Here is a 25,429-nt window from a genome sequence, read left to right on the forward strand (position 1 = left end):
GAGGAACTCGGTCCGCCCCATCGTTTTATTAGGGGGAGCGGTTCATGGCCGATTTCGTGGACTACGTCGTCCTGCACATCAAGGCGGGTGACGGGGGGAACGGCTGCGCCTCCATCCATCGCGAGAAGTTCAAGCCGCTCGGCGGTCCCGACGGTGGGAACGGCGGGCGCGGGGGCGACCTGATCCTCGAAGTGGATCCGAACACCTCGACGCTGCTGGAGTATCACCACCGGCCGCACCGCCGTGCCGGCAACGGCAAGCAGGGCATGGGCGCCAACCGTGACGGCGCCAACGGTGAGGACATCGTGCTTTCCGTGCCCAGTGGGACGGTGGTGAAGGACGCGAGGACCGGGGAGGTCCTGGTCGACCTCGTCGGCGCGGGCACCCGTTATGTCGCGGCCGAGGGCGGCTTCGGCGGCCTCGGAAACGCCGCGCTGGCCAACGCCAAGCGCAAGGCGCCCGGTTTCGCGCTGCTCGGCGAGCCGGGCGACGAGGCGGAGATCGCCCTCGAGCTGAAGACCGTCGCCGACGTGGCACTGGTCGGCTTCCCCAACGCGGGCAAGTCGTCCCTCGTGGCCGCCCTCTCCGCGGCCAAGCCCAAGATCGCGGACTATCCGTTCACCACGCTGATCCCCAACCTCGGCGTGGTCACCGCGGGGGAGACGGTCTTCACGGTCGCCGACGTGCCCGGGCTCATCCCCGGCGCTTCCGAGGGCAGGGGCCTCGGCCACGAGTTCCTGCGCCACGTCGAACGCTGCTCGACCATCGTGCACGTGCTCGACTGCGCAACGATCGAGCCCGGCCGCGACCCGCTCACCGACTTCGAGGTGATCGAGGCCGAGCTCGCCGCCTACGGCGAGCTGCAGGACCGGCCCCGGCTGGTCGTGCTCAACAAGGTCGACGTGCCCGACGGCAGGGATCTGGCCGACATCGTCAGGCCGCTGCTGGAGGAGCGGGGCCTGCGGGTCTTCGAGATCTCCGCGGCCACTCACGAGGGCCTGCGGCCGCTGTCGTACGCCATGGGCGAGATGGTCGCGAGGGCCCGCGCCGAGGCGCCCGTCGAGGAGCCGACACGCCTGGTCATCCGGCCCAAGCAGCTCGGCGAGACCGGATTCTCCGTACGGAGGGTCGACGAGAACACCTTCCAGGTGACGGGGGAGAAGCCGGAGCGGTGGATCCGCCAGACCGACTTCACCAACGACGAGGCCGTGGGCTATCTGGCCGACCGGCTGGAGCGTCTCGGCGTCGAGGAGGCCCTCCTGGAGGCCGGGGCGCAGGCGGGTGCGGAAGTGGTCATCGGGCCCATGGAGGGCGGATATCTCTTCGACTGGCAGCCGTCGCAGGGGGCGATGTCCCGCGTGGCGGGGCCGAGAGGCACCGACAACAGATTGATGTAGCCCGTTAACACAGGCAAGAGGAGCGGCGTGGCAGGCAGGGATCGGGTCCAGGAGGCCTCGCGGCTGGTCGTCAAGGTGGGTTCGTCCTCCCTGACGACGCCGCAGGGCATGATCGACGTGGACCGCGTCGACGCGCTCGTCGACGTGCTCGGCGCGCGGCGTCGAGCGGGGACGCAGATCGTGCTGGTCTCCTCGGGCGCGATCGCCGCCGGCCTCGGCCCCCTCGGCCTGCGGGCGCGGCCGAAGGACCTGGCCACGCAGCAGGCGGCGGCCTCCGTCGGGCAGGGCGTCCTGGTCGCCCGCTATACGTCCTCCTTCGCGAGGTACGGCCTGCGCGTCGGCCAGGTGCTGCTCACGGCCGACGACATGATGCGGCGCTCCCACCACCGCAACGCCCAGCGCACGCTGGCCAGGCTCCTGGAGCTGGGCATCGTCCCCGTGGTCAACGAGAACGACACGGTGGCCACCGACGAGATCCGCTTCGGCGACAACGACCGGCTGGCCGCGCTGGTCGCCCACCTGATCCACGCCGACGCGATGGTGCTGCTCTCCGACGTGGACGCCCTCTACGACGGCGATCCCCGCAGGGAGGGCGCCACGCGGATCACCGACGTACGCGGACCGGAAGACCTGGAAGGCGTCGAGCTCGGCACGTCCGGGCGGGTCGGCACCGGCGGCATGATCACCAAGGTGCAGGCCGCCAGGATCGCGACAGGAGCGGGAGTGCCTGTCGTGCTGACCGCGGCCGCTCACGCCGCCCAGGCCCTGGCGGGGGTGGACGTCGGCACCTTCTTTCATCCCGGAGGACGTCACCCGGGCACCCGGCTGCTCTGGCTGGCTCACGCGGCGACCGGCCGGGGCCGGTTGCACCTTGACGCCGGGGCGGTCGACGCCGTCGTGGGGCGGCGGATGTCGCTGCTTCCTGCCGGCGTGGTCAAGGTCGAGGGCGAGTTCGCCGCGGGCGACCCCGTCGACCTGTGCGGCCCCCATGGCATTCCGGTGGCCCGCGGCCTGGTCAACTACGACGCCGCCGAGATCCCCGACCTCCTCGGCCGGTCCACGCGTGAGCTGGCGAACACCCTGGGCCCCGAATACGAGCGTGAGCTGATCCACCGGGACGACATCGTCATATTGGAGCCCGACAGCAATGGAGCGCGGAGAAATGTCTGAGGCAGAGGACTTTCTGAAGGTCGCCCGGGCGGCCAGGGAAGCCGCGACGGTGCTCGCGCCGCTGCCGCGGGCGCCGAAGGACGCCGCGTTGCGCGCGATCGCCGACGCCCTGGTGGCAGGCGTCGACGAGATCATCGAGGCCAACGCCGCCGACGTCACCAAGGCGAGAGAAAGCGGCACCTCCGAGGCCATGATCGACCGGCTGCGGCTCGACGCCGGGCGGGTGGAGAAGATCGCGGAAGCCGTACGGCAGGTGGCCGACCTGCCCGACCCGGTCGGCGAGGTCGTGCGTGGCAGCACGCTGCCGAACGGTCTGGAACTGCGCCAGGTGCGGGTGCCGCTGGGCGTCATCGGGATCATCTACGAGGGCCGGCCCAACGTGACCGTCGACGCGGCGGTGTTGTGCCTCAAGAGCGGCAACGCGGTGTTGCTGCGCGGCTCGTCCAGCGCGTACGCGTCCAACACCGTGCTGGTGCGGATCATGCAGGAGGCGCTGGCCACGACCGAGGTGCCGGCGGGAGCCGTACAGCTCGTGCCCGGGCTGACCCGCGAGTCGGTCGGGCACCTGCTGCGCGCCCGCGGGCTGGTGGACGTGCTGATCCCGCGCGGGGGCGCCTCGCTGATCAACAGCGTGGTGGAGCAGGCCACCGTGCCGGTGATCGAGACCGGCGTGGGCAACTGCCACGTCTACGTCGACGCCGACGCGGACATCGACATGGCCCTCACGATCTTGATCAACGCCAAGGCGCAGCGGCCGTCGGTCTGCAACGCCGCAGAGACGCTGCTCGTCCACGCGGACATCGCCGAGGCGTTCGTCCCGCGGGCGCTGGCGGCGCTCAAGGACGTGGGCGTGACCGTGCACGGCGACGAGCGGATCCGGGCCTACGGCGCCGACGTGGTGCCCGCCACGGAGGAGGACTTCTTCGCCGAGTACGTCTCCCTGGACATCGCGGCGGCGGTCGTCGGCTCGCTGGACGAGGCTGTGTCCCACATCAGACGGTACGGCTCGGCCCACACCGACGCCATCGTCACGCGGTCGCAGGCGGCGGCGCGGCGTTTCACTGCCACGGTCGACTCGGCCGCCGTGGCGGTCAACGCCTCCACGCGCTTCACCGACGGCGGCGAGTTCGGTTTCGGGGCGGAGATCGGCATCTCGACCCAGAAGCTGCACGCGCGCGGCCCGATGGGCCTGCCGGAGCTGACGTCCACCAAGTGGATCTACACAGGCGACGGGCACGTGCGGGTCTAGATCCGGCCCGAGGTTGGCGGGGGAGCGGCGCGCCTCCCCGGAAATGTCGGCGGCGCCCACTATGGTGGGCGCTCCTATGTCTGGACGTCTCGGGCGGGTCGGCCCGTACGCGCTCCTGGAGCGCCTGGGCCGCGGTGGGATGGGCGAGGTCTACCTCGCCGCCAACCGCAGGGGCGAGCATGTCGCGGTCAAGATGCTGCGTGACACCATCGACGCCGACGGCGGGGCACGCCTGCGTCTCGACCGGGAGATCCGCGCGTTGCGGAGGGTGGAGAGCCCCTACGTCGCGGAGGTCGTCGACGCCGACCTGTCCGGCGACCGGCCCTACCTCGTAATGGAGTACATCGAGGGCGCGACGCTGCTCGAGCACGTCCAGAAGAACGGGCCCATGACCGAGCCGGAGCTGATCACCCTGGCCCAGGGGCTCGCCACCGCGCTGGCGATCATCCATGCAGGCGGGGTCGTGCACCGGGACGTCAAGCCCGCCAACGTGCTGATTCGCGACGACGGCCCGGTGCTGATCGACTTCGGTATCGCGCAGGTGCTCGACGCGACCCGGCTGACCATGACCGGCACCTTCCTCGGCACCCCCGGGTATGCAGCGCCCGAGTTATTCGCCGACGAGACGGTGGGGGAGCCGGCCGACGTGCACGCCTGGGCGGCGACGGTGGCGTTCGCGGCCACCGGCCGCCACACGTTCGGGCGCGGAACCGTGCAGTCACAGATGTACGCGATCCTGAACGGCAAGGCCGACCTGGCGGGGGTGCCGGGCGCGTTGTTGCCGCTGGTGCGGGCTGCCCTGCACCGCGACCCGGCCCGGCGGCCCACGGCGGCGCTGCTCGCCGACCGGCTGGCCCGGCTCGCCCGCGCCTCGGCCGACCCCCCTCGTGCGGCCAAGCAGGGCCGTACGAGGGCGGACCAGGAGCCGGACGACGACGTGGCGGTCTCCGGGGCGGAGGCGCCGGACGAGCCGGAACAGGCGGAGACGCCCTCTCAGCGCAAAACCGGCAAGACGACCAAGGGCGGCAAACAGGGGAAGGACGGCCGGTCGCCGGGGCGCAAGCGTGCCGGATCGGCCCCCGCTGCGGACGAATCCGCGGCGGAAGCCGGATCCGGAATCCCCACCGGCAGCGCCGCGCTGCTGGTGCTGGGGCTCATCGCCGTGCCGTGCGTGGTGGTGGCGGTGGTCTACCCGGTGGCCACGTTCGTGATCACCGGAGTACTGGTGGTGCTGACCAGGGCGGCCTGGGCGAGCCACTGGGTCGTGCGGAACCGGCAGCGGGCCCGCGGATTCCTGCGCGTGCTCAGCTTCCCGCTCGTACTGACGGGATCGCTGGTGACGGCACTCGCCTGGCCCGGTCTCCCCGCGGCCGCTGTCGCCTTCGTCGCCCTCTGGCTTACCGCAGGGACGCACATCGACATCGAGTGGTGGACCCAGGTGGTTCCCGTCACCGTCGCAGGCGTGGCCTTCGGCGTGGTCAACGGCGGGATCATCGGGCGGGAGATCGAACGGGTGGGCGCCCGGATGCCCGGCCTCAGGAGAGAGGGGCTGCGGGCGCTCGCCGTGCTCGGCGGGTTCGTCGCTCTATGCGCGGCAGCCGTACAGACGGTGTCCCTGTTCGTTTAGGGGTTCGTGTGAGGGTCAGTTCTCCCTGCGCGCGAACCTGTTGAAAATGCGCTCACCCGCGTGGACGGCGCCCTCGGCCACATCACGCAGCACGCCGATGAACGGGTCCTGGGACTGCGCCCACGACTCGCGGTAGGAGTTGGCCGCCGCCCGAATCTCCTCGGTGATCTTGATGTTGCCGTCGTCCTCCCGGTGGGGGTAGGTGCCGGCGAGGATGGCGTCGTAGCCGCCGGAACGCCGCCAGCGGTCCAGTTCAGCGACCCGGGTGACCGCGAACGGGTGGGTGGTGCCGATGAGGTTGAGGACCTTGAGGAGCCCGTCGCGGACGTCGCCCGCCGTGTCGTACTCCCTGGCCTGGTCGAGGAAGGCCTCGATGTTCATCTCGTGGAGGCGCGAGCCGCCCGCCAGCTTCATGAGGGCGCGCAGCGCCGCCTCGGGGTCCTGCCCGGCGAGCAGGCCGCCCCGGTCGGCGGACATCTCGGCCTTGCGCTGCCACTCCTCGAGGGCGGCGACGATCACGCGCAGGCCGATGTAGCCGAGCGGGATCCAGGCGACTCGGGTGGCCAGGCGCGTGAGGACGGCCAGCATGGTGCCGTAGACGGCGTGGCCGGACAGGATGTGCGAGGTCTCGTGACCGATGACGAAGCGCAGCTCCTCGGGGTCCATGAGATCGAGCAGGCCGGTCGACACGACGATGAACGGCTCGTCGAAACCGATCGCCATGGCGTAGACCGCCGGATCCTGCTGGACGTAGACCTCGGGGATCCGGTGCAGGTCGAGGATGTACGCGCTGTCACGGCCCATGTCGTAGAGCGCGCGGAACTGGGTCTCGTCGGCGCGGACCGCGGAGGCGAGGAACATCAGGCGAAGCCGGCGCTCGCTGAACAACCCCGACATGCGCTTCAGAACCGAGTCGAACCCGCTGAGCGAACGCATCGCGACCAGGGCGGAGCGGTCGGCGGGGTGTTCGTAGGCTCGTGAGCTGATGCCGGGCAGCTGCACGCGGTGGCGATCGGGAGTGGTCATGCCCGCATGCTATGCCTCACCGGCGAGGCGTGCGCGGGAGGCTTGAACCGGGAAAGCAGTACCGAAGGGAGGGGTTGCTTCCGATTACTGCCGGTATGCACGTTATCGTCCGTGGCATGAGAAATGGGGCACCTACGCGGCGTCTCGGCATCATGGGTGGCACCTTCGACCCGATCCACCATGGTCACCTGGTCGCCGCCAGTGAGGTCGCGCACCACTTCGATCTGGACGAAGTGGTCTTCGTGCCGACCGGTCAGCCCTGGCAGAAGGCGGACAAGACCGTGTCGGCGGCCGAGGACCGCTACCTGATGACGGTGATCGCCACGGCGTCCAACCCGCGGTTCTCCGTCAGCCGAGTCGACATCGACCGCCCCGGCCCCACCTACACCATAGACACGCTGCGTGACGTCGGGGCAGCCTATGGGCCGGATGTGGAGTTGTACTTCATCACCGGCGCCGACGCCCTCGCCCAGATCCTCAGCTGGCGCGACGTCGACGAACTGTTCATGATCGCCCACTTCGTCGGCTGCACCCGGCCCGGTCACACGTTGCAGGATCCCGGCCTTCCCGACGGCAAGGTCAGCCTGATCGAGATTCCGGCGTTGTCGATCAGTTCGTCCGAGTGCCGCGCGCGTGTGGCCGAAGGCCAGCCCATTTGGTATCTCGTGCCCGACGGCATCGTTCAGTACATCAACAAGCGCGGCCTCTACCGCGATCCGGCCCGCTGACACTCAACGGATCATCGAATATCCGAAGCAGGGTTTTGTGCAATCCCTCAGGAGATGCCCGCAGAGGTCGAACTCGCCTACAAGAAGCTCGTTGACCCGGCTTACAGGCCGACTCGATCCCCGTCTCCTTCTTGCTGCTTCGGTCCACGGTCCTTCCTCAGTGGTTGGAGGAGGAGATCCGCGAACAGATTCATCAGGAGGAGGACGGAGATGATCCCTGTGATTGTGGGCCAGTAGGACCACGACAGGTGCGCGAACTCGGGGCTGAACGCTGTGCCCGCGGCCAACCACCCGAACATGATGAGCGCGAGACCGCGCGCAATCCTGATGCGAAGAGATCGCGGAGGCTGCACGCCAACGCTTGCGCCACGCGGATCAGCTTGGCTCTTGTTGAGCCGGGATTCCCAGAACGAGAACGCGACGAGAGACGCGAAGTACGCGATCGAGACGAAGTAGAACCAGAACCCGTCCAGCAGCACTACGGCGATCACGACGATGGGGCGGCTAGGCAGAGGGCGGCAATTACCGTCGCGCGGATGATCTCTCGACGTCTGGTCATGACTCCTGCTCCGGATGGGGCACGAACGAATCATGCCAGCTCATAGTTTTGCCGATCACGCAGGCATGATATTGAAAGGCTTTCCGAGCTGACAGCGCCGGCGATGGGGGAGCCGACGCCGGCGATGCGCATGATGCAGGAGGCCGAGGAACGCGCCGAGAAGCGAGGATCCATGTACGTCCTGGTCATGTGGTTGGCGTTCGCGCTACATCAACAAGCGCGGCCCCTACCGCGATCCGGCCCGCTGCCCCGTCCTCAGCCGGAGAGCATGGTGTGATGGCGGTCGCCTGTGACGCGGCGGATGCGCAGATCCAGAAATGCGTGAGAGGTCAGAAGCCCATACGACCAGGTCGGGGACGTTTCGGCATTGCTCGTGAGGAAGGGCTCCGAGGTTCGAGTCTGGTGGCGTGATTTGGCTCGGCCTCACCCGATCCGCCCATTCGCCCGCTCACGCCACAACACGTGGCGAGTTTCTTTGGTGCCCAGGGCGGTCAAGCCTCGCACTGCCCGGTCACGTAAGGGCTCATCCTCGGACTGCACCATTTCTGCCAACAATGGAAGCGCCTCCGGACGCCGAGCTTCAGCGATCAACTCCAGCAACCAGCACCGCAAGCCATGGTTTCGGTGTTCTGCACGGAACTCGGCGATCAGCTCTTCAACGTGTTCAGCTGCATACGGCCGAAGACTGTGAAAGCCGTCTTCCTGCTCCTGCGGATCGCTTCGGCGCATCAACTGCATGGCATTTTGAAACCGCCTGGTCACCTGGCCGAGGGTATTGGCTGGAACGAGACAACACGAGGACACATTGAGCGCATGACCATCAGAAACGAGCGTCTGAAAACTCAGTGGCGGACCGAGTGTCTCGTGGGTAGCCTCGACCCGTCCGGCGGATTCAGGAGGTCGACATGACGTGCATGGTTTTCGGCGAGGCAGCTGTCACCGCTCCGACGCGCGAGTTCGCCGCGATTTGACCCCCTGCCCCTTTGTCCGGGGCAGCTTTCGCGGGCCTCCGGCCCGTCGACATACGCGAACTCCTTGCGTCGTAGCGGTCCCGCTGGCTGCGGATCGTTCCGCACCGCCGGCTATCGGCGCCCTTCTCCGGCGCTGCTTCACCGACTACCCGTGTAAACACGAGGAGAATTCGTGGATTCCGCATCATCCTTCGAACCGCTGACGGCGGCCGAAGGCGGACCCAGTCATGTCATCCGTACCGGTCGGAGCGTCAGGCGTCCTGCCCGGCCCTGGACCGGTACCGTCCACGCGTTGCTGCGCCACTTGGAGGAAGTCGGGTTCACCGGCTCGCCTCGGGTGGTCGGCGACGGCATCGACACCGACGGCAACGAGGTGCTGACCTACATCGAGGGCACCATCGTCCACCCGCACGCCTGGTCCGAGGAGGGCGTCTGGCAGGTCGGCAGACTGCTGCGCGACCTGCACAGCGCCACCGCGAGCTTCCGGCCGCCGCCGGACGCGGTGTGGCAGCCGTGGTGGATGCACCACGACGGCCCCGACTCGGTGATCGGGCATTGCGACGGCGGGCCGTGGCACACCGTCGCCCGCGAGGGCCGGCCGGTGGCGTTCATCGACTGGACCTTGGCCGGGCCGGTCGACCGTCTTGACGAGGTCGTCGCCGCCGCGTGGTGGCACGCCCAGTTGCATGACGACGACGTCGCCGAACGCAACAACCTGCCTGACGCGACCGTTCGCGCTCGGCAGTTGCGGCTGTTTCTCGACGGCTACGAATTGCCCGCCGCCGACCGGGACGGCCTGGTCAGCCGGATGATCGAGTTCGCGATCCGGGACTGCGCCGCTGAAGCGGCCTACGCCGGGATCACTCCGGAGTCGACCGATCCCGCGCCGATGTGGGGTCTGGCCTGGCGCTCCCGCGCCGCCGGATGGATGATCCGCCACCGAGCCCTGATGGAACACGCCATCGGGGCCTAGCAGGTGCCGGGGCCGGGGGCCGCGACGGTTCGCGTCAGCGGTCCCCGGTCCTGCAAGGCCGTGCGGCTCATTCGATGAGGGGATTGTTCGCCACATCGAAGATCGATTCGTCTGGCCTCGATGTGGTGGGGTGAAGCACATTAAGGAGCGACCAAGGGCAGCGCGATCCTGGGGAGAGCTGCACCTGTCTGCCGATCACGTGTCAGCCGAAGATTTCGTTCCACTCGCGGACGTGCCAGCGGCGGACGACTCCGTTGAGTACGAAGGGATCATGTGTGGCGAACTCCTCGGCGGCTTCGCGAGTCGTGAAGACCGCCATGGATCCCTCGTTCTGCGGGTCGCCGAAGGTGCCGACCATCAGGAGCGCGCCCCGGGCGTGGAAGTCGTCGAGCCGGGCCCGGTGTGCGGCGAAATGCGCGGGCGCCTTCGCGGTGACGTCGTCGGCGGAGTCGTAGAACATCACGTACTTCATCAGGCCCTCCAAGCGTAAGTGTTCGCTAACGCTACAGGAGGGAGACGTTCCGCGGTAAGAGGCCGCCTGGCTCGCTCTCATCGCGGCTTCGCCGTACCTGGGGACGCCGGATCGGCTCCACGAGCCACGGCTTCGGAGCCGTACGGCGGGAGCTGTGGCGGCCGCACTGAGGACGTACGGACGGCTCAGGCCCCTTCGGCCTCGGGTTCGAGGGCCCCCGCCGGTTGAGGAGACGCGGAGGGTTCTCGCGTTTCCACGGGTGGGCGGACGGTGGAGTCGTATCTGCGGAACGAGGTGACGGCGAATCCCGTGATCAGGACGAGTACGGCGCACACGATGCCGCCGCCCGCCCAGGCGGGGACGAGCCCGAACGCCGCCGCCGTCGCGCCCGCGCGCAGGTCGCCCAGGCGTGGGCCGCCCGCCACCACGACCATGAACACCCCCTGCATGCGGCCGCGCATCTCGTCGGGCGCGTAGGTCTGCAGGATGGTCTGCCGCCATACGGCGGAGACGAGGTCGGCGGCTCCGCCGAGGGCCAGCAACACCACGACCAGCCACAACTGGTGGGCGAATGCCGCCGCCGTCACCGTGAGACCCCAGAACGCGATCACGATGGTCAGGGCCACGCCCTGGCGGCGCACCCGGCCGATCCATCCGGAGAACAGGCCCGCCATGACCGATCCGATCGCGATGCTGGCCGACAGCCAGCCGAACGCCGTGGTGGACCCGGCGAAGCGTTCGGCCGTCAACTCGGGGAACAAGGCCCTCGGCATGGCGAAGCCCATCGCGATGATGTCCACGAGGAACGACATCATCACGATCGGCCGGGTCGCGATGTACTGCAGCCCGTCGATCACCGAACGCAGGCCCGGCCGCGAGATGTTGTCACCCAGGGGGGCCAGGCGCGGCAGCCGTACGGCCGCGTAGAACCCCGCGCCGAAGAGGATCGCGTCGAGCAGGTACGCCGTGCCGTACCCCCACCTGATCAGGATGCCGCCCAGCAGCGGCCCGAGCACCGAGCCGAGGCTGCTGATCAGGAAGTTGAGCGTGTTGGCCGCCGGTACGCGATCTGCCGGCAGCAGGCGGGGAATGATCGCGCCGCGCGTCGGCGAGGTGATCGAGAAGCCGATCGACTGCACCACGACCGCCGCGAGGATCAAATAGACGTTCCTCAGCCCGGCCAAGGTCTGGATCAGCAGGGCGAGCGTGGCCAGCCACGCGAACACCGATCCGCCCAGAAGCAGCTTGCGGCGGTCGACGGCGTCGGCGATGGCGCCGCCCCAGAGCCCGAAGATCACCAGAGGGATCAGGTTGGCCGGGCCGAGCAGGCCGACCCACAGCGACGATTTGGTGATCTGGTAGACCTCGTCGCTCACGGCGACCGCGGTGAGCTGGAAGCCGATGAACGACACGCCCTGGCCGATGAGGAGCCGCCGGTACGCCGGGAAGCTCAGGGGCCGGATGTCCAGTGCGACGCGCTTCAGGCCTGACTGAACCACGGTCATTCCCGGCAACTCCATGAATCTAGGACATATGCGATAACTGGGCACTTTACCGGTGTGACCTGGGTGACAACGCACCGGGCGTGAGCTCCAGGAGTGGAATCGGTGGTCGCCGGTACGCGTTGAAATGTCGTGCCTGGGGATAACTCGGGATTGTCAGCGTGTGCCGATAGGGTCACCCCGAAGAAGTGGGTTGTGCGCCACCCGTGAAGTGGGCACCCTGGGAAGACGCCGTCGAAGGAGGACAGAACCACACGTGACCGCAACTGAGAGAGCCATAGAGCTGGTGAGGGTCGCGGCCGAGGCCGCCGCCGACAAGCTGGCCGACGACATCATCGCCTACGACGTGAGCGACCAACTCGTCATCACCGATGCGTTCGTGCTCTGCTCCGCGTCCAATGATCGTCAGGTCCGCGCCGTGGTCGACGAGATCGAGGAGAGGCTCCGGATCGAGGCCGACGCCAAGCCGGTCCGCCGGGAGGGCGAGCGGGAGGGCCGTTGGGTGCTCCTGGATTACCTCGACATCGTGGTCCATGTGCAGCACGAGGAGGATCGCACCTTCTACGCCCTGGAGCGGCTGTGGAAGGACTGCCCCTCGATCCCGCTCCCGGAGAGCGTGAGGCAGGCGGCGGCCCAACGCGCGCGCGGGGCGGCTCAGTGAGCCGACTGAACCGTGTGACCAAACTGCATCGTGTGACCCGACTGCGCAGGGGGGCGAAGTGAGCCGCCGCGTCGTCTGCCTTCGCCACGGCCAGACATTGTGGAACGTCGAAAGACGCTTCCAGGGACACACCGACATCGAGCTCGACGAGGTCGGGGTGGCCCAGGCCACGCGGGCGGCGTCCCTGCTCGCCGCCCTGCGGCCCTCGATGATCGTCTCTTCCGACCTGCGGCGGGCCTACGACACGGCCTCCGCGCTCGGGCGGATCGCGGGCCTCGACATCTCCGTCGACCAGGACCTGCGGGAGCGGGGCGGTGGGGCCTGGGAGGGCCTCACCCGCGAGGAGATCAAGGCGGGATGGCCGGCCGAGTTCGAAGCCTGGGAGGCGCCGGGGGGCGAGGACGTGGCCGACGTGGCCGAACGCGTCGCCGAGGCGATCCTGCGCTGGGCCTCCAAGATCGACGAGGACGGCCTGCTGGTGGTGGCCTCACACGGCGCCGCCATCCGCCTGGGCGTCGCCCGCCTCATGGGCCTGCCCCAGGAGCTGTGGCCCGCCCTCGGCGGCCTCGGCAACTGTTCCTGGTCGGTACTGGAGCAGGGCCGTAGAGGCTGGAGACTTCTGGAGCACAACGCGGGCACCTTGCCCGAACCGGTGATCAGCGACGACAGCCCGGACGCCGCGTCCGCGGGTGGCCGTTGATCTGCGTCGCGATGACGATTCGCTAAACGCAAGGTCATCCGTATATGCTCACCGAGCGCCGCGGCGAGAACACTCGAAGCGGTGGCCAGGGGCTATAGCGCAGCTGGTAGCGCACCTCCATGGCATGGAGGGGGTCTGGGGTTCGAGTCCCCATAGCTCCACCGCGATCTACGCAACAATGCGCCTATCCCGGTCCTTTCGGGTAGGGGGGCCATATGGCGCGTAAGAGATCTGTGGGTGTCGAAGAGGAGTTCCTCGTCGTCGACCTCGAGAGCCGGCGGCTGGCCCCGCTGGCCCAGGCCGTTCTGAACCGGCTCCCGCAGACAGGATTCGCCGCCGAACTGCAGCGCTCGGTCGTCGAGACCAACAGCACCCCGGTCGAAGACCTCGCCGGTGTGCGGGCCGAGCTCGTACGGCTGCGCCGGGCGTTGCAGGCCGCGGGCGAGCCGCTCGGAGTCGGGGTGATGGCATCCGGCACCACGCCGCTGGCGGGGGTCGAAGGTCACACGATCTCCCCGGGGGATCGATATCGCTACCTGTCCGACGCGTACCGGTTCCTCGCCCAGGAGCAGTTGATCTGCGGCGCCCAGGTGCACGTCGAGATCGACGACCGGGATGTGGCCGTGCTCGCCGTGCAACGCGTCGAGTCGTGGGTGCCCGTGCTGTTGGCGTTGAGCGCGAGCTCGCCGTACTGGCAGGACGCCGACACCGGATATGCCAGCAGCCGCGCGCTGGCCTGGCAGCGCTGGCCGACGGCCGGGGCGGTCGGCCCGTTCTCCAGCGCCGCCGAGTATGACCGCACGGCCAAAGATCTTGTCGCCTCCGGCGTCATCGAGGACGTCGGCATGGTCTATTTCGACATCCGGCTCAGCGCCCACGTGCCCACCGTCGAGTTGCGGATCTGCGACTCCTGCCCGCTCGTGGACGACGTGGTGCTGCTCGCGGGGCTGTTCCGGGCGCTGGTCGTCAGGGAGAGCGAGGCCGTGATGAAGGGGGTGCCGTCCAAAGGGGAGGGCCGTCTCGCGTTGCTGAGGGCGGCGAACTGGCGGGCGGCGCGTTCGGGTCTCGAAGACGACCTGCTGTCGCCGGTGACGAGCCGGCCCATGAGCGCGCCGAAACTGATCACCTGGGTGCTCGAGGACCTGCGTCCCACGCTCGAAGAGCTGGGCGACTGGGAGACGGTGTCCGAGCTGGCCGACGAGGCGTTGCGCCGGGGAAGCTCCGCCGCGCGCCAGCGGGGCGCGTACGCCCGCAACGGCTGTCCCCAAGACGCCGTCGATCTTCTCCTTCGCGAGACGCGCCAGGGGTGACTTCTCCAGCGGCTGGCCGCGTCATGGACCATGGCGCGGGGCCGATAATCTACTGGCCATGCCCGCCACGCCCCCGATCGGTGACGCGCGATGACGGCCGCCTATTCGGGGTGGGTCATCGCCGCCGGAATCGTTCTCGCCCTGATCGCGGTGATCATGGCCGTCCGTGACCGGCCGATGGGGCTCGTGCTGCTCGCCGGGCTCGCGCTGCTCGAACTGGCGCTGCTGGTCCAGGCGGGGTTCGCCCTGGGCGGGCTCGGCCACGTGCGCGACAAGGCCACCTTCATCGGCTACCTCGCGGGCACAGTGATCATCCCGCCTGCCGCCCTCTGGTGGGGGACCGCCGAGCGCACCCGCTGGGGGCCCGGGGTCATCGCGGTGGCCGCCTTCACCGTCGCCGTCATGACCGGACGGCTGCTTCAGATCTGGAACGGCGCCGCATGATCAGCAACGACCCTGGAGTGAAGTCGGGCCCGGGACGGGTGCTCGTGGCCGTCTACGGGGTGTTCGCCCTGGCCGCCACCTCGCGGGCCGGTGTGCAGATCGCCACGAAGTTCTCAGAGGCCCCGCTCGCCTACCTGTTGTCAGCCTTCGCGGCCGTCGTCTACATCGTGCTGACCGTGGCGCTGGCGCGGGGCAACCGGGGTCTGGCCCTTGCGGCCTGCTCGGTGGAACTGGCCGGCGTCCTGATCGTCGGCACGCTCAGCATCGCCGATTCCCAGGCGTTCCCCGACGCCACCGTGTGGTCCGATTTCGGCAGCGGTTACGGGTTCGTGCCGCTCGTCCTTCCTGTGATCGGGTTGTTCTGGTTGTTGCGCCGCCGCCCGGCTTCTTAGTTCGCGCCCACTGCATGATCACGAAGTTCGTACGGCCAGGTCAGTGGGGTTGTGCGCGAACTTCTGCATGATCACGAAATGCGTATGGCCAGGTCATAGGGCATGATCTCGAACTTCTGCATGATCACGGGGAGAGTGCGGCGAGGTCGTCGGGGCCGCGCGCGAAGTTCTGCATGATCACGGGCAGTGTGTGGCCAGGTCATCTGGGGTGCGGGCGAACTTCTGCATGATCACGGGCAGGTGGCCGCTGGGGGGAGGTGGGGGGTGTGGGTTTGGTGGGGAATACGAAGGTTGATACGGTTGTCGAAACATGGGATGACTGGACGATCGTTTTTAAAGGAAGTGGAACCCGGCATGGCTGCCGTCGTCTCGCACAGGAAGGGCAATCGGTCGATCGCCTGGCTGATCGCCGCGGGAATCGCGTTGGCGGCGCTCAACCTGAGGACGGCGGTGACGAGTGTAGGTCCGGTCCTCGACCAGATCAGCTCGGGCCTCGGCATGTCGGGTGTGACCACCGGGTTGCTGACGACGCTGCCGGTGCTGAGCTTCGCCGCATTCGGCGCGCTCACGCCCTCATTCGCCCGCATGATCGGAGAGCGCCGGCTGTTGCTGGCCGCGCTCGCGCTGCTCACCTCCGGCATCACGCTGCGCGCCTTCGTGGATGACAGCCTTGTCTTCCTCGCCGGCAGCGTGGTGGCCCTTTCGGGCGGCGCCATCGGCAACGTGGTCATCCCGACCCTCATCAAGCAGCACTTTCCCCGCCGTGCGGGTGCCATGACGACCGTCTACTCGACGGCCCTCGCCGCAGGAACCATGGTCGCCGCCGCTGCGACCGTGCCCATCCAGCGGGTGGCCGACGGGAACTGGCACATCGCGCTGGGAGTGTGGGCGGCTCTGGCCGCTGTCGCCGCCATTCCGTGGCTTGCGCTTTCGCGCAGTGAGCCGGAGCGGCCCCGCACCTCCACGCGCACGGGATCCGGCGATCTCGTCCGCACGAAGCTGGCCTGGGCGATCGCCGGTTATTTCGGGTCACAGTCGCTCATCGCGTATGTAATGTTCGGCTGGCTTCCCGAGATCCTTCGGGATCACGGGTACACCTCGGCCCAGGCCGGGACTGTTCTGGCCGTCTTCACCGGTCTGGGCGTCCCGATCTCTCTGGTCGTGCCGTCGCTGGCTACCCGCTTTCGCGACCAGCGGCCGCTCGTGGTCGGCTTCGCCGTTCTGTACGTGGCGGGCTTCGTCGGCCTGATGGCCGGGCAGGCCCTGTGGGTCTCGTCGCTGCTCGTGGCCGTCGCCATGGGCACGTTCCCCCTCGCGTTGTCGATGCTCGCCCTGCGCACGCGTACGGCACAGGCCACCGCGGGACTGTCGGCCTTCGGGCAGAGCACGGGCTATCTGATCGCGGGCGTGGGGCCCCTGGCCTTCGGGGTGCTCCACCAGGTGAGCGGCGGCTGGACGGTGTCGTTCGGCCTGCTGTTCCTGGCGGTCGTCGCCCAGGTCGTCACCGGCTGGTACGCCGGGGCCGATCGCACGCTCGAGGACGAGTTCCACGCCCTCCGCAAGGGCAGGCACGCCGCGTCGGGCGAGCCGGCCGCGGACACCTCGGCTGCCTCCGTCGCGGGAGAGCCGGTCCTCGCCGCCGGTTCCGTGCCCACGGTGGACGCGGATCCGCGGGGGAGCGGAACGGCCCGTGAGGAGCGCGACATCGCGGTTCCCGTCTGACCCCGACTTCCCGGAGACTTCCCGGACGAGCGGCCGCCCTGTTGCTTGCGCCACCGCGGGGGCGGCGCAAGTGCCGCGGAAACTCGACCGCCGGGGCCGCGCCCACACGTGGCCCCGGCTTCCCCGGGCGCGCCTCCCCGCCGCGGCACAACCGCGCGGGTCGCAGGCAAGCGCCCTTTTCTCCGGTACGGCTCCGCGCGTGTAAGGCGCGTGAGCCGTACCGGAGAATGTTAAAAACGTGTTAGCGCAAACACGCCTTATATCAAAATTCGCTCCATCCGCACTCGCAGGAAAACCCCTGCTCAGGATGCATACGTGCATTTCCTGAAAAAGTGGGTCTTGACGGCGGAACCTGTTACCGCAAACACTCGGGGAAACCTCACGGAAACATGTCCGGCGATCGCCGGACGCAATCGTCAGGGGTTACCGCGGCATCAAGTTGTTAGCGCTCACAACAAGCTAGCGCTAGGTGCAGAAGAGTGGAGCGTGATCCATGCCCTTCGACCGTCGTGACTTCATGAAGGTGGCCGGTGGCACGGTGGCCGGTGTGATCGCCACCGGGGCGGCCGCGCCGGCCGCCCAGGCCTCCAGCGCAGCCCAGGCCTCGCCTGCCGCCCGAGCCGCCCAAGCGGCCAGAGCCGCCGCTCAAGCCCCGGCAGCCTCCCTGGCCGCCGCGCGCGCCGACTTCGGCGTGTCGGTCTTCCCGTTCCCCCTGTCCCAGGTGACCCTGCTCGACGGCCCGTTCAAGAGCAACACGGGGCGCACCGCGAGCTACCTGACCTTCGTCGACGCCGACCGCCTGCTGCACACCTTCCGGCTGAACGCCGGGCTGGCCTCCTCCGCCACGCCCTGCGGGGGATGGGAATCGCCGACGACCGAGCTTCGCGGCCACTCGACCGGCCACCTGCTGAGCGCGCTCGCCCAGTCCTACGCCAACACCGGCACCGCCGCGCACAAGACCAAAGGCGACTACCTCGTCGCCGAACTGGCCAAATGCCAGAAGTCCAACGGCTATCTTTCGGCCTTCCCGGAAAGCTTCTTCGACCGGCTGGAGAGCGGCCAGTCGGTCTGGGCCCCCTATTACACGATCCACAAGATCATGGCGGGGCTGCTCGACCAATATCTCCTCGCGGGCAACGCCCAGGCCCTGACGGTGCTGCAGCGCATGGCCGGCTGGGTGAACACCCGCACCGCCCGGCTCACCACCGCCCAGATGCAGGCCGCGCTGCAGACCGAGTTCGGCGGCATGCCCGAGGTGCTGGCCAACATCTACCAGGCCACCGGGGACGCCGCCGCCCTGACCAGCGCGCAGCGGTTCGACCACGCGGTCATCCTCAACCCGCTCGCCAACCGGCAGGATCAGCTCGCCGGAAAGCACGCCAACACGCAGATCCCGAAGATCATTGGCGCGATCCGCGAATATCACGCCACCGGAACCCAGCGGTACCGCGACATCGCGACCTACTTCTGGGACACCGTCATCGGGCACCACAGCTACGTCATCGGCGGCAACAGCAACGGGGAGTACTTCCAGCAGCCCGACGCCATCGCCTCCCAGCTCAGCGACACGACCTGCGAGGTCTGCAACACCTACAACATGCTGAAGCTGGCCCGCCAGCTCTTCTTCACCGATCCCACACGCGCCGACTACATGGACTACTACGAGAAGGCGCTGTTCAACCAGGTGCTCGGCCAGCAGGACCCGCAGTCGGCGCACGGGTTCGTCACCTACTACACGCCGTTGCGCGCGGGTGGCCACAAGACCTACAGCAACGACTACAACGACTTCACCTGCGACCACGGCTCGGGAATGGAGAGCAACACCAAATACGCCGACTCGATCTACTTCTTCTCCGGCGAGACCCTCTACGTCAACCTCTTCATCGCCTCCCAGCTCACCTGGGCCGCCCGCGGGATCTCCGTACGGCAGGACACGACCTTCCCCGAGCAGGCCTCGACCCGGCTGACCATCACGGCGGGCGGCGGCCACATCGCCTTGAAGATCCGCATCCCCTCGTGGGCCACGGGAGCACAGGTGCGGGTGAACGGCGCGGCCCAGACCGGCGTGACGCCCGGCGCCTACGTGACCGTCGACCGCACCTGGGCGACCGGCGACGTCGTCGACGTGACCCTGCCGATGGCGATCACGCTGGAGCGCACCCCGGACAACGCGTCGGTGCAGGCCGTGAAATACGGCGGGATCGTGCTGGCCGGTCAGTACGGCTCGGCCACGCTCAGCGCCCTGCCGTCCCTCGACCCGGCGACGATCGCGCCCACCACGACGCCGCTGCAGTTCACCGCACGTGCGAACGGCGCCAACGTGACGCTCGCGCCCTTCTACAAGACCCACCACCAGAACTACACCGTCTACTGGTCGGTGACCGCCGCCCGGCCGCCGCTGCTGGCGTGGTACCGCTTCGACGAGACCTCGGGCACGACCGCCGCCGACGCCTCCGGCAGCGGCAACCCGGGCACGGTGTCCGGCGGGGTCTCGTGGGTGGCCGGCCGTACCGGAAACGCGCTCAGCCTGGGCGGCTCCAACGGATATGTCCGGCTCCCGAACGGCGTGCTGTCGGGCGTCGGCGACTTCACCGTGGCGTGCTGGGTGAGGCTCACCACGCTCGCCAACTGGTCGCGGATCTTCGACTTCGGCACCGGGGCCACGGCCAACATGTTCCTGACCCCGAGCAGCGGCTCGGGCACCGCCAGGTTCGCCATCACCACCGGGGGAGCGGGCGCCGAGCAGCGCGTCGACGCGCCCGCGGCGCTGCCCACGGGCGTGTGGACCCACGTCGCCGTCACGTTGTCGGGCAACCTCTGCATCCTCTACGTCAACCGCGCCGAGGCGGCCCGCAACGCCGCCGTCACGCTGCGCCCGAGCGGGCTCGGCGCGACCACCGCCAACTACCTGGGCCGCTCGCAGTACGCCGACCCGTACCTGAACGGGCAACTCGACGACTTCCGCCTCTACAGCCGCGCCCTTTCCGCCGCAGAAATCGGAGCCCTGTGATGTCCGGAACCGGGATGAGACGCCACATCAGAAGACTGTGCGCCGCGGTGTGCGCACTCGGCCTGGCCGTGCTCGGCGCGGGTCCCGCGCTCGGGGCCGCGCCGATCACCACCGCGATCTACACGGCCGACCCGGCCGCGCTGGTCGTCGGCAACACCTTGTACCTCTACACGGGCCACGACGAGGCGGCGACCGGCGGCACCAACTTCGTCATGCGCGACTGGCACGTGTTCACCTCGACCGACGCGACCACGTTCACCGATCAGGGCGCCAAGTTGTCGCTCGCCAACTTCCCCTGGGCCGGGGCCGACGCCTGGGCCGGGGAGGTCGAGCCCCACAACGGCAAGTACTACTGGTACGTCCCGGTCAACGGGAACGGCGCCGGCTGGATGGACATCGGCGTCGCGGTCGGCGACACCCCGCTCGGCCCGTTCCGCGACGCCAAGGGTGGCCCGCTGATCAGCGACAGCACGCCGAACTCCTCGCCGCTCAACATCGACCCGACCGTCTTCACCGACGACGACGGCCAGGTCTACATGTACTGGGGCTCCTACAACGGGGTCAGAGCCGCCAGGCTCAACTCCGACATGATCTCGCTGAACGGACCGGTCATCACCCCGCAGGGCGTCAGCAACTTCTGGGAGGCGCCCTGGATGTTCAAGCGCAACGGCGTCTACTACCTGGCGTACGCGGCCAACGACTCCGGCTGCAGCGCCCCCGGCTACGCCTGCATCAGGTACGCCACCGCGAGCAACCCACTCGGGCCGTGGACCCAGCGCGGAGTGGTGCTCGATCAGGTCACCTCGACCACCAACCACCCGGCGATCATCGAGTTCAACGGGCAGTGGTACATGGTCTACCACAACGCGAGCTCCCCGGGCGGCGGCAATTTCCGCAGGTCGGTGACCCTCGACAAGCTCTACTGGAACGCCGACGGCACCATGCAGAAGGTCGTTCAGACCACCGGCGGCACGGGGGGCGGCGGGCAACCCTCCGGCACCAACCTCGCGACGAGCGCCACGGCCTCCACGTCGTTCGTCTCGTCCTGGGAGACGCTGGGCGCGATCAACGACGGCTTCGTGCCGACGAGCTCGGCCGACCACTCCCATGGGGCGTACGGGAACTGGAACCACCAGGGCACCGAGTGGATCGAGTACCGCTGGACGAGCGCCCAGAACATCAACCGGGTCGCGACCTACTGGTTCGACGACAACCAGGGCATCGACCTGCCCGCCTCCTGCCAGGTGCAGTACTGGAACGGCAGCGCGTACGTGGCGGTGCCCGGCCAGTCGGCGTGCGGCGTCGCCGGCAACACCTACAACGTCACGACGTTCACCCCGGTCAGCACCACCCGGCTGCGGTTGTCGATCACCTCGAGAACCGGCTACTCGACCGGCGTCCTTGAGTGGATGGCGATGAGGGCGGGCTCATGAGACGGAGATTCCTCGGCGGCGTTCTGGCCGTGCTCCTGGCCGCCGTCACGCTCGGGCCCACCGTCCCTGCCGCGCAGGCGGCCCAGACCATCGGGTTCCCCACCTTCAGCGGTCCCGCCTTCCCCGCGCCCCCCGCGGCGTACACGCCCGGCAACATGATGCAGGCCATCTACGACGCCGAGAGTTCGGGCACGGACTTCTGGATGGACCGCCTGCTGTCCCGGTCGGGCAACGACCCGGCGGGCACCTGGCTGATGTCGCGTGGCCGGGCGGTCTTCATGAAGACCCACGACCCGTCGGTCATCGGGTTCGGCGGGCAGGTCGCCTACTGGGAGTCGATCAGCAACCAGAACGCCTACTCGGTCGCGATCTCGCCGGGCACCTTCACCGAGCAGGTCTCCCAGCGCTGGCAGGCGCCCAGCCACTGGAAGAGCGTGCACACGAGCGGGAACATCCGGGTCGACGTGACGAAGTTCATCACCCAGAACAACGTCGCCGTGACCAACCTCGCCATCACCAACAGCGGGTCCAGCGCGCAGACGCTGACGCTGCGGGCGACCTCGCCGTACACGAAGACCCCGAAGGGCGACGAGCTCACCGGCATCGTCGACGCCAAGAACAAGCTCACCACGATCTTCCCCCGGCTGGCCGGCGACGGGTTCGCCGTGAACGGCACCGACCTGACCCGGTCGGTCACCGTCGCCGCGGGGGCCACCGTGACGACCAAGGTCGAGATGGGGTTCGTCACCGACGAGATCCCGGCCTCGCTCACCGACTACCAGTCGTACAAGGCGGCCACCCCGGCTTCGGCCTTCGCGACGCACGTGCGCGCCTACAACCTGTGGTGGGCGCAGAACGTGCCGTACATCGACGTGCCCGAACCCGCGATCAAGAAGAACATCTACTACCGCTGGTGGCTGATGCGCTTCAACTACCTCGACGCCGACATCCCGGGCCAGGACTACCAGTGGCCGACGTCGGTCGAGGGAGCGCTCGGGTACAACAACGCGATCGCGCTGACCGTGCCCATGTTCATCGACGACCTCAAATACCTGCGCAACCCGATGTACTCCTACGGGCCGTGGGTGTCGGCGGGCGAGGTGTCCAAGAACGGGCGGTACGTGGACAACCCCGGCGACCCGGAGAACTGGTCCAACAGCTACACCCAGTACATCTCCGAGGCGGCCTGGCGGAGCTATGAGATCCACGGCGGCCAGCCGGCCATCGCGGGCAACCTCGCCCGCTATGCCGAGCAGGACGTCAAGGGCCAGCTCAGCTACTACGACCACGACCACAACAACCTCATCGAGTACGACTGGGGCGCGCTGACCGGCAACGACGCCGACGCCGTGTCGTTCCACTGGCGCAGCGGCAACCTCGACAGGACCGAGTCGGCCTACGTCTACAGCAACGCCCTGGCCTCCGCCGCCGCGTACGACGCCGTCGGCAACACGGCCAAGGCCGCCGAGATGCGCACCATCGCGGCCAACATCCAGTCGGCCGTGATCAACACGCTGTGGAGCAGCACGGACCTGGTGCTGGAACACCGGCACGTCGCCACCAACACGCTCGTGCCGTGGAAGGAGATCAACAACTTCTATCCGTACGCGGTGGGCCTGATGCCGAACACCGCGCAGTACCGGGAGGCGCTGCGGCTGCTCGACGACCCCGCCGAGTATCCGCTGTTCCCCTTCTATACGGCCAACCAGAAGGACAAGGCGGCCGCCGCGGCGGCGGGCAGCCCGGGCTCCAACAACTTCTCCCAGATCAACTCGACCGTGCAGTTCCGCCTGTTCTCCTCGGCGCTGCGCAACTACCCCAGCTCCTACGTCACCCCCGACCACTACAAGAAGCTCCTCTACTGGAACGCCTGGGCGCAGTACGTCGGAGGCAATACGGCCTGGCCCGACTCCAACGAGTACTGGGCCAACTGGAACGGCTCGTCGATCGGCTACCGTTCCTGGATCCACCACACGATCCTGGGCAGCAGCAACTGGACCGTCATCGAGGACGTCGCCGGCCTGCGGCCCCGCGCGGACGGCAAGGTCGAGTTGTCGCCGATCAACATCGGCTGGCCCAACTTCACCGTCAACAACCTGCGGTATCGCAACAGCGACCTGACCATCGTCTGGGACGACCCCTCCGACGGCGTGGTGAAGTACAGCGGCGTCCCGCAGGGCTACTCGATCTACGTCAACGGCACCAGGGCGGTCACCGTCAACTCGCTCGTGCCGCTGGTGTGGGACCCGGCGACCGGGTCGGTGACCACCACGGGCACGGTCTCCTACAACGTGGCGGCTCCCGGCATGCAGGCCCCCGCCCAGGTCGTGCAGACCGACTCCCGGGTGGTCGACCTGTTCGCGAAGGCCGGCGTCAACCTGACGGCGGGCGCGGCCGACCTCGCCCAGGGCAGGCCCGCCACCGCGTCGTACACGGCCTCGGGCACATCCACGGCCGCCGCCGTGGACGGCTTCACGATCAACGAGCCGTTCTGGGGGTCGAAGGGCTCGCCCAACGCCCAGGACTGGTACGAGATCGACCTCGGCTCGGCCCGCACGTTCGACGACGTGCGGGTGCACTTCCGCGACGACCGGGTGGCGGGAGGCTACGCGGAACCGGCGAGCTACCAGATCCAGTACTACAACGGCAGCTCATGGGTGACCGCGGCGAGCCAGGCCAAGACGCCGGCGGCGCCGGTGGCCAACTACAACCGCTCGCAGTTCCCCGCCGTCACCGCCCAGCGGGTACGGGTGCTCATGACCCACCAACCGGGGGTGAAGACCGGCCTGACCGAGGTGAAGATCTTCGACTCCCCGGGGACTCCTCCGGCGTCGGCCAACCAGGCGCCGTACGTGCTGGCCCGGCAGGACCCCGCCTACAACCAGCCGGGGCAGGTGCGCCTGCTCGGGACGGTCAAGGACGACGCCCTCCCCAACGGCACGCTGACCAGCGCGTGGTCGGTGGTGAGCGGGCCGGGCACGGCCGTGTTCACCGCGCCGGGCTCGACCACCACGATCGCCTCGTTCACCGCGGCGGGCACCTACACCGTGCGGCTCACCGGAAGCGACGGCTCGGCCGCGGCCACCTCGGACGTGACGGTGACGGTCAGCGGTTCGTCCAGCGGCGCGGTGAACGTCGCGGCGACCGCGACCCCGTCGGCGTCCTACACCTCGTCGTGGGAGTCGGTGGCCGCGCTCAACGACGGCATCACCCCGCCGAGCTCCAACGACACGGTCAACCCGCGCTGGGGCACCTGGCCCAACACGGGCACCCAGTGGGCGGAGCTGACCTGGACGGGGCCCCAGCGCATCAACGCGTCCGAGGTGTATTTCTTCGACGACGGCGGGGGAGTGCGCGTCCCGGCCTCGTGGAAGCTGCAGTACTGGAACGGCAGCGCCTACGTCGACATCCCCGGCACCTATCCGAGGGCGCTGAACGCCTTCAACCGGGTCACCTTCCCCGGCGTGACGACGACCCGGCTGCGTGCTTCGCTCACCAGCGGGGCGGGCTCGGTCGGCATCCTCGAATGGCGGGCCTTCGCGGAGACCCCGCAGTCGGTCAGGCCGGTCCACCAGCCCACCGTGGCCGGGCAGATCCCCACCCTGCCGGCCACCGCCACGAAGATCTACGCCGACGGGTCGCGGCTCAACTCGCCCGTGGCCTGGGCGCCGATCACGGCGGCGCAGGTCGCGGCGGGCGGGTCGAGCTTCCCCGTCGCGGGCGTCGTGGACGGCACCTCGCTGCCGGCCTCGGCGACGGTGTGGGTGCGCTCGACCAGCGCGGTCGGCATCACCTTCATCGAGCCGGAGACGGTGTTCACCCGGGTGGGGGTGGCCCCCGTCATGCCGCCCACGGTGACCGCCACCTATAACGACGGCTCCAAGGACAACGTGAGCACCACGGTCACGTGGGCCGCCATTCCGGCGTCGCGTTATGCCCAGGCCGGCACGTTCACCGTCACGGGGACCGTGCCCGGCACCTCGATCACCGCGTCCGCGACGGTCACCGTCGGGACATAGGAAACCGTACGGCGTGCGCCTGGCGACGGGCGCACGCCGTATTTCGATATATATCGGCAAGTGG

Annotated in this window: 20 protein-coding genes and 1 tRNA gene; 16 read left to right on the forward strand and 5 right to left on the reverse strand. The window is 68.7% G+C overall.

All coding sequences use genetic code 11. The annotated features are described in order from the left end of the window. The first annotated feature begins 44 nt into the window (after positions 1 to 44). The 4 genes from obgE to Pth03_RS15380 all read left to right on the forward strand — a co-directional run bounded on the left by obgE (position 45) and on the right by Pth03_RS15380 (position 5,443). The gene (obgE, locus tag Pth03_RS15365) at positions 45 to 1,397 is read left to right on the forward strand and encodes a GTPase ObgE (RefSeq protein WP_203944941.1); all 1,353 of its coding nucleotides are present in this window, start codon (positions 45 to 47) and stop codon (positions 1,395 to 1,397) included. A gap of 27 nt (positions 1,398 to 1,424) precedes the next feature. After that, on the forward strand, positions 1,425 to 2,567 hold the full coding sequence (gene proB, locus Pth03_RS15370) for a glutamate 5-kinase (protein WP_203944942.1): 1,143 nt from the start codon (positions 1,425 to 1,427) through the stop codon (positions 2,565 to 2,567). After that, positions 2,560 to 3,816 carry a glutamate-5-semialdehyde dehydrogenase gene (locus Pth03_RS15375; RefSeq protein WP_203944943.1) on the forward strand — a complete coding sequence of 419 codons (1,257 nt, stop codon included), beginning with the start codon at positions 2,560 to 2,562 and terminating at the stop codon, positions 3,814 to 3,816. Before proB ends, Pth03_RS15375 begins: the two co-directional genes overlap by 8 nt. Positions 3,817 to 3,892: 76 nt before the next feature. Further along, the gene (locus Pth03_RS15380) at positions 3,893 to 5,443 is read left to right on the forward strand and encodes a serine/threonine-protein kinase (RefSeq protein WP_203944944.1); all 1,551 of its coding nucleotides are present in this window, start codon (positions 3,893 to 3,895) and stop codon (positions 5,441 to 5,443) included. Positions 5,444 to 5,458: 15 nt separating this feature from the next. Here the strand turns inward: Pth03_RS15380 and Pth03_RS15385 are convergent, their stop codons facing one another. Continuing rightward, positions 5,459 to 6,469 carry a M48 family metallopeptidase gene (locus tag Pth03_RS15385; RefSeq protein ID WP_203944945.1) on the reverse strand — a complete coding sequence of 337 codons (1,011 nt, stop codon included), beginning with the start codon at positions 6,467 to 6,469 and terminating at the stop codon, positions 5,459 to 5,461. Positions 6,470 to 6,585: 116 nt separating this feature from the next. Here Pth03_RS15385 and nadD point away from each other — a divergent pair, with 116 nt between their 5' ends. After that, a complete protein-coding gene (gene nadD / locus Pth03_RS15390; protein WP_203944946.1) occupies positions 6,586 to 7,197 on the forward strand; it encodes a nicotinate-nucleotide adenylyltransferase in 612 nt (203 codons plus the stop codon). Between the two features lie 101 nt (positions 7,198 to 7,298). Here nadD and Pth03_RS15395 read toward each other — a convergent pair whose 3' ends face one another. Both Pth03_RS15395 and Pth03_RS15400 read right to left on the reverse strand, forming a co-directional pair. Then, positions 7,299 to 7,688 carry a hypothetical protein gene (locus Pth03_RS15395; protein ID WP_203944947.1) on the reverse strand — a complete coding sequence of 130 codons (390 nt, stop codon included), beginning with the start codon at positions 7,686 to 7,688 and terminating at the stop codon, positions 7,299 to 7,301. A gap of 491 nt (positions 7,689 to 8,179) precedes the next feature. Further along, a complete protein-coding gene (locus Pth03_RS15400; protein ID WP_203944948.1) occupies positions 8,180 to 8,518 on the reverse strand; it encodes a HEAT repeat domain-containing protein in 339 nt (112 codons plus the stop codon). 381 nt (positions 8,519 to 8,899) lie between these two features. Here Pth03_RS15400 and Pth03_RS15405 point away from each other — a divergent pair, with 381 nt between their 5' ends. Beyond that, on the forward strand, positions 8,900 to 9,700 hold the full coding sequence (locus tag Pth03_RS15405; protein WP_203944949.1) for an aminoglycoside phosphotransferase family protein: 801 nt from the start codon (positions 8,900 to 8,902) through the stop codon (positions 9,698 to 9,700). 202 nt (positions 9,701 to 9,902) lie between these two features. Here Pth03_RS15405 and Pth03_RS15410 read toward each other — a convergent pair whose 3' ends face one another. Both Pth03_RS15410 and Pth03_RS15415 read right to left on the reverse strand, forming a co-directional pair. After that, entirely contained in the window at positions 9,903 to 10,172 is a 270-nt protein-coding gene (locus tag Pth03_RS15410; RefSeq protein WP_203944950.1) for a YciI family protein, read from the reverse strand. Positions 10,173 to 10,357: 185 nt separating this feature from the next. Then, positions 10,358 to 11,677: an MFS transporter gene (locus Pth03_RS15415; protein ID WP_239119063.1), complete on the reverse strand. Its 1,320-nt coding sequence runs from the start codon at positions 11,675 to 11,677 to the stop codon at positions 10,358 to 10,360. A 253-nt stretch (positions 11,678 to 11,930) separates the two neighbouring features. Here Pth03_RS15415 and rsfS point away from each other — a divergent pair, with 253 nt between their 5' ends. From rsfS to Pth03_RS15465, 10 genes are all read left to right on the forward strand, one after another. Then, positions 11,931 to 12,335 carry a ribosome silencing factor gene (gene rsfS / locus Pth03_RS15420; protein ID WP_203944952.1) on the forward strand — a complete coding sequence of 135 codons (405 nt, stop codon included), beginning with the start codon at positions 11,931 to 11,933 and terminating at the stop codon, positions 12,333 to 12,335. A gap of 58 nt (positions 12,336 to 12,393) precedes the next feature. Further along, positions 12,394 to 13,035: a histidine phosphatase family protein gene (locus Pth03_RS15425; protein WP_203944953.1), complete on the forward strand. Its 642-nt coding sequence runs from the start codon at positions 12,394 to 12,396 to the stop codon at positions 13,033 to 13,035. Between the two features lie 88 nt (positions 13,036 to 13,123). After that, positions 13,124 to 13,196, forward strand: a tRNA-Ala gene (locus Pth03_RS15430). Positions 13,197 to 13,268: 72 nt separating this feature from the next. Beyond that, a complete protein-coding gene (locus tag Pth03_RS15435; protein ID WP_203944954.1) occupies positions 13,269 to 14,345 on the forward strand; it encodes a carboxylate-amine ligase in 1,077 nt (358 codons plus the stop codon). Positions 14,346 to 14,435: 90 nt separating this feature from the next. Further along, entirely contained in the window at positions 14,436 to 14,789 is a 354-nt protein-coding gene (locus tag Pth03_RS15440; RefSeq protein WP_203944955.1) for a hypothetical protein, read from the forward strand. Next, positions 14,786 to 15,181 (forward strand): hypothetical protein, encoded by a 396-nt coding sequence (locus tag Pth03_RS15445; protein ID WP_203944956.1) that lies wholly within the window; start codon positions 14,786 to 14,788, stop codon positions 15,179 to 15,181. The genes Pth03_RS15440 and Pth03_RS15445 overlap by 4 nt, the downstream gene beginning before the upstream one ends. A gap of 354 nt (positions 15,182 to 15,535) precedes the next feature. Beyond that, a complete protein-coding gene (locus Pth03_RS15450) occupies positions 15,536 to 16,903 on the forward strand; it encodes a CynX/NimT family MFS transporter (protein WP_203944957.1) in 1,368 nt (455 codons plus the stop codon). Positions 16,904 to 17,396: 493 nt separating this feature from the next. Further along, complete coding sequence (locus Pth03_RS15455) at positions 17,397 to 19,913, forward strand: glycoside hydrolase family 127 protein (RefSeq protein ID WP_203944958.1); 2,517 nt, start codon at positions 17,397 to 17,399, stop codon at positions 19,911 to 19,913. Positions 19,914 to 19,927: 14 nt separating this feature from the next. Then, a complete protein-coding gene (locus Pth03_RS15460) occupies positions 19,928 to 21,346 on the forward strand; it encodes a glycoside hydrolase family 43 protein (protein WP_203944959.1) in 1,419 nt (472 codons plus the stop codon). Further along, a complete protein-coding gene (locus tag Pth03_RS15465; protein WP_203944960.1) occupies positions 21,343 to 25,365 on the forward strand; it encodes a galactose-binding domain-containing protein in 4,023 nt (1,340 codons plus the stop codon). Before Pth03_RS15460 ends, Pth03_RS15465 begins: the two co-directional genes overlap by 4 nt. The last annotated feature ends 64 nt before the right edge of the window (positions 25,366 to 25,429 follow it).

The organism is Planotetraspora thailandica, from assembly GCF_016863335.1.
GTDB classification, from domain to species: Bacteria; Actinomycetota; Actinomycetes; order Streptosporangiales; family Streptosporangiaceae; genus Planotetraspora; species Planotetraspora thailandica.

Bases quoted from the DNA above. Each gene is read 5' to 3' on its own strand.
- Pth03_RS15385 (WP_203944945.1), bottom strand. From the start codon at position 6,469: ATGACCACTCCCGATCGCCACCGCGTGCAGCTGCCCGGCATCAGCTCA.
- Pth03_RS15375 (WP_203944943.1), top strand. From the start codon at position 2,560: ATGTCTGAGGCAGAGGACTTTCTGAAGGTCGCCCGGGCGGCCAGGGAA.
- Pth03_RS15465 (WP_203944960.1), top strand. From the start codon at position 21,343: ATGAGACGGAGATTCCTCGGCGGCGTTCTGGCCGTGCTCCTGGCCGCC.
- Pth03_RS15450 (WP_203944957.1), top strand. From the start codon at position 15,536: ATGGCTGCCGTCGTCTCGCACAGGAAGGGCAATCGGTCGATCGCCTGG.
- Pth03_RS15415 (WP_239119063.1), bottom strand. From the start codon at position 11,677: ATGACCGTGGTTCAGTCAGGCCTGAAGCGCGTCGCACTGGACATCCGG.
- obgE (WP_203944941.1), top strand. From the start codon at position 45: ATGGCCGATTTCGTGGACTACGTCGTCCTGCACATCAAGGCGGGTGAC.
- Pth03_RS15460 (WP_203944959.1), top strand. From the start codon at position 19,928: ATGAGACGCCACATCAGAAGACTGTGCGCCGCGGTGTGCGCACTCGGC.
- Pth03_RS15380 (WP_203944944.1), top strand. From the start codon at position 3,893: ATGTCTGGACGTCTCGGGCGGGTCGGCCCGTACGCGCTCCTGGAGCGC.
- Pth03_RS15455 (WP_203944958.1), top strand. From the start codon at position 17,397: ATGCCCTTCGACCGTCGTGACTTCATGAAGGTGGCCGGTGGCACGGTG.
- nadD (WP_203944946.1), top strand. From the start codon at position 6,586: ATGAGAAATGGGGCACCTACGCGGCGTCTCGGCATCATGGGTGGCACC.
- Pth03_RS15440 (WP_203944955.1), top strand. From the start codon at position 14,436: ATGACGGCCGCCTATTCGGGGTGGGTCATCGCCGCCGGAATCGTTCTC.
- Pth03_RS15445 (WP_203944956.1), top strand. From the start codon at position 14,786: ATGATCAGCAACGACCCTGGAGTGAAGTCGGGCCCGGGACGGGTGCTC.
- Pth03_RS15410 (WP_203944950.1), bottom strand. From the start codon at position 10,172: ATGAAGTACGTGATGTTCTACGACTCCGCCGACGACGTCACCGCGAAG.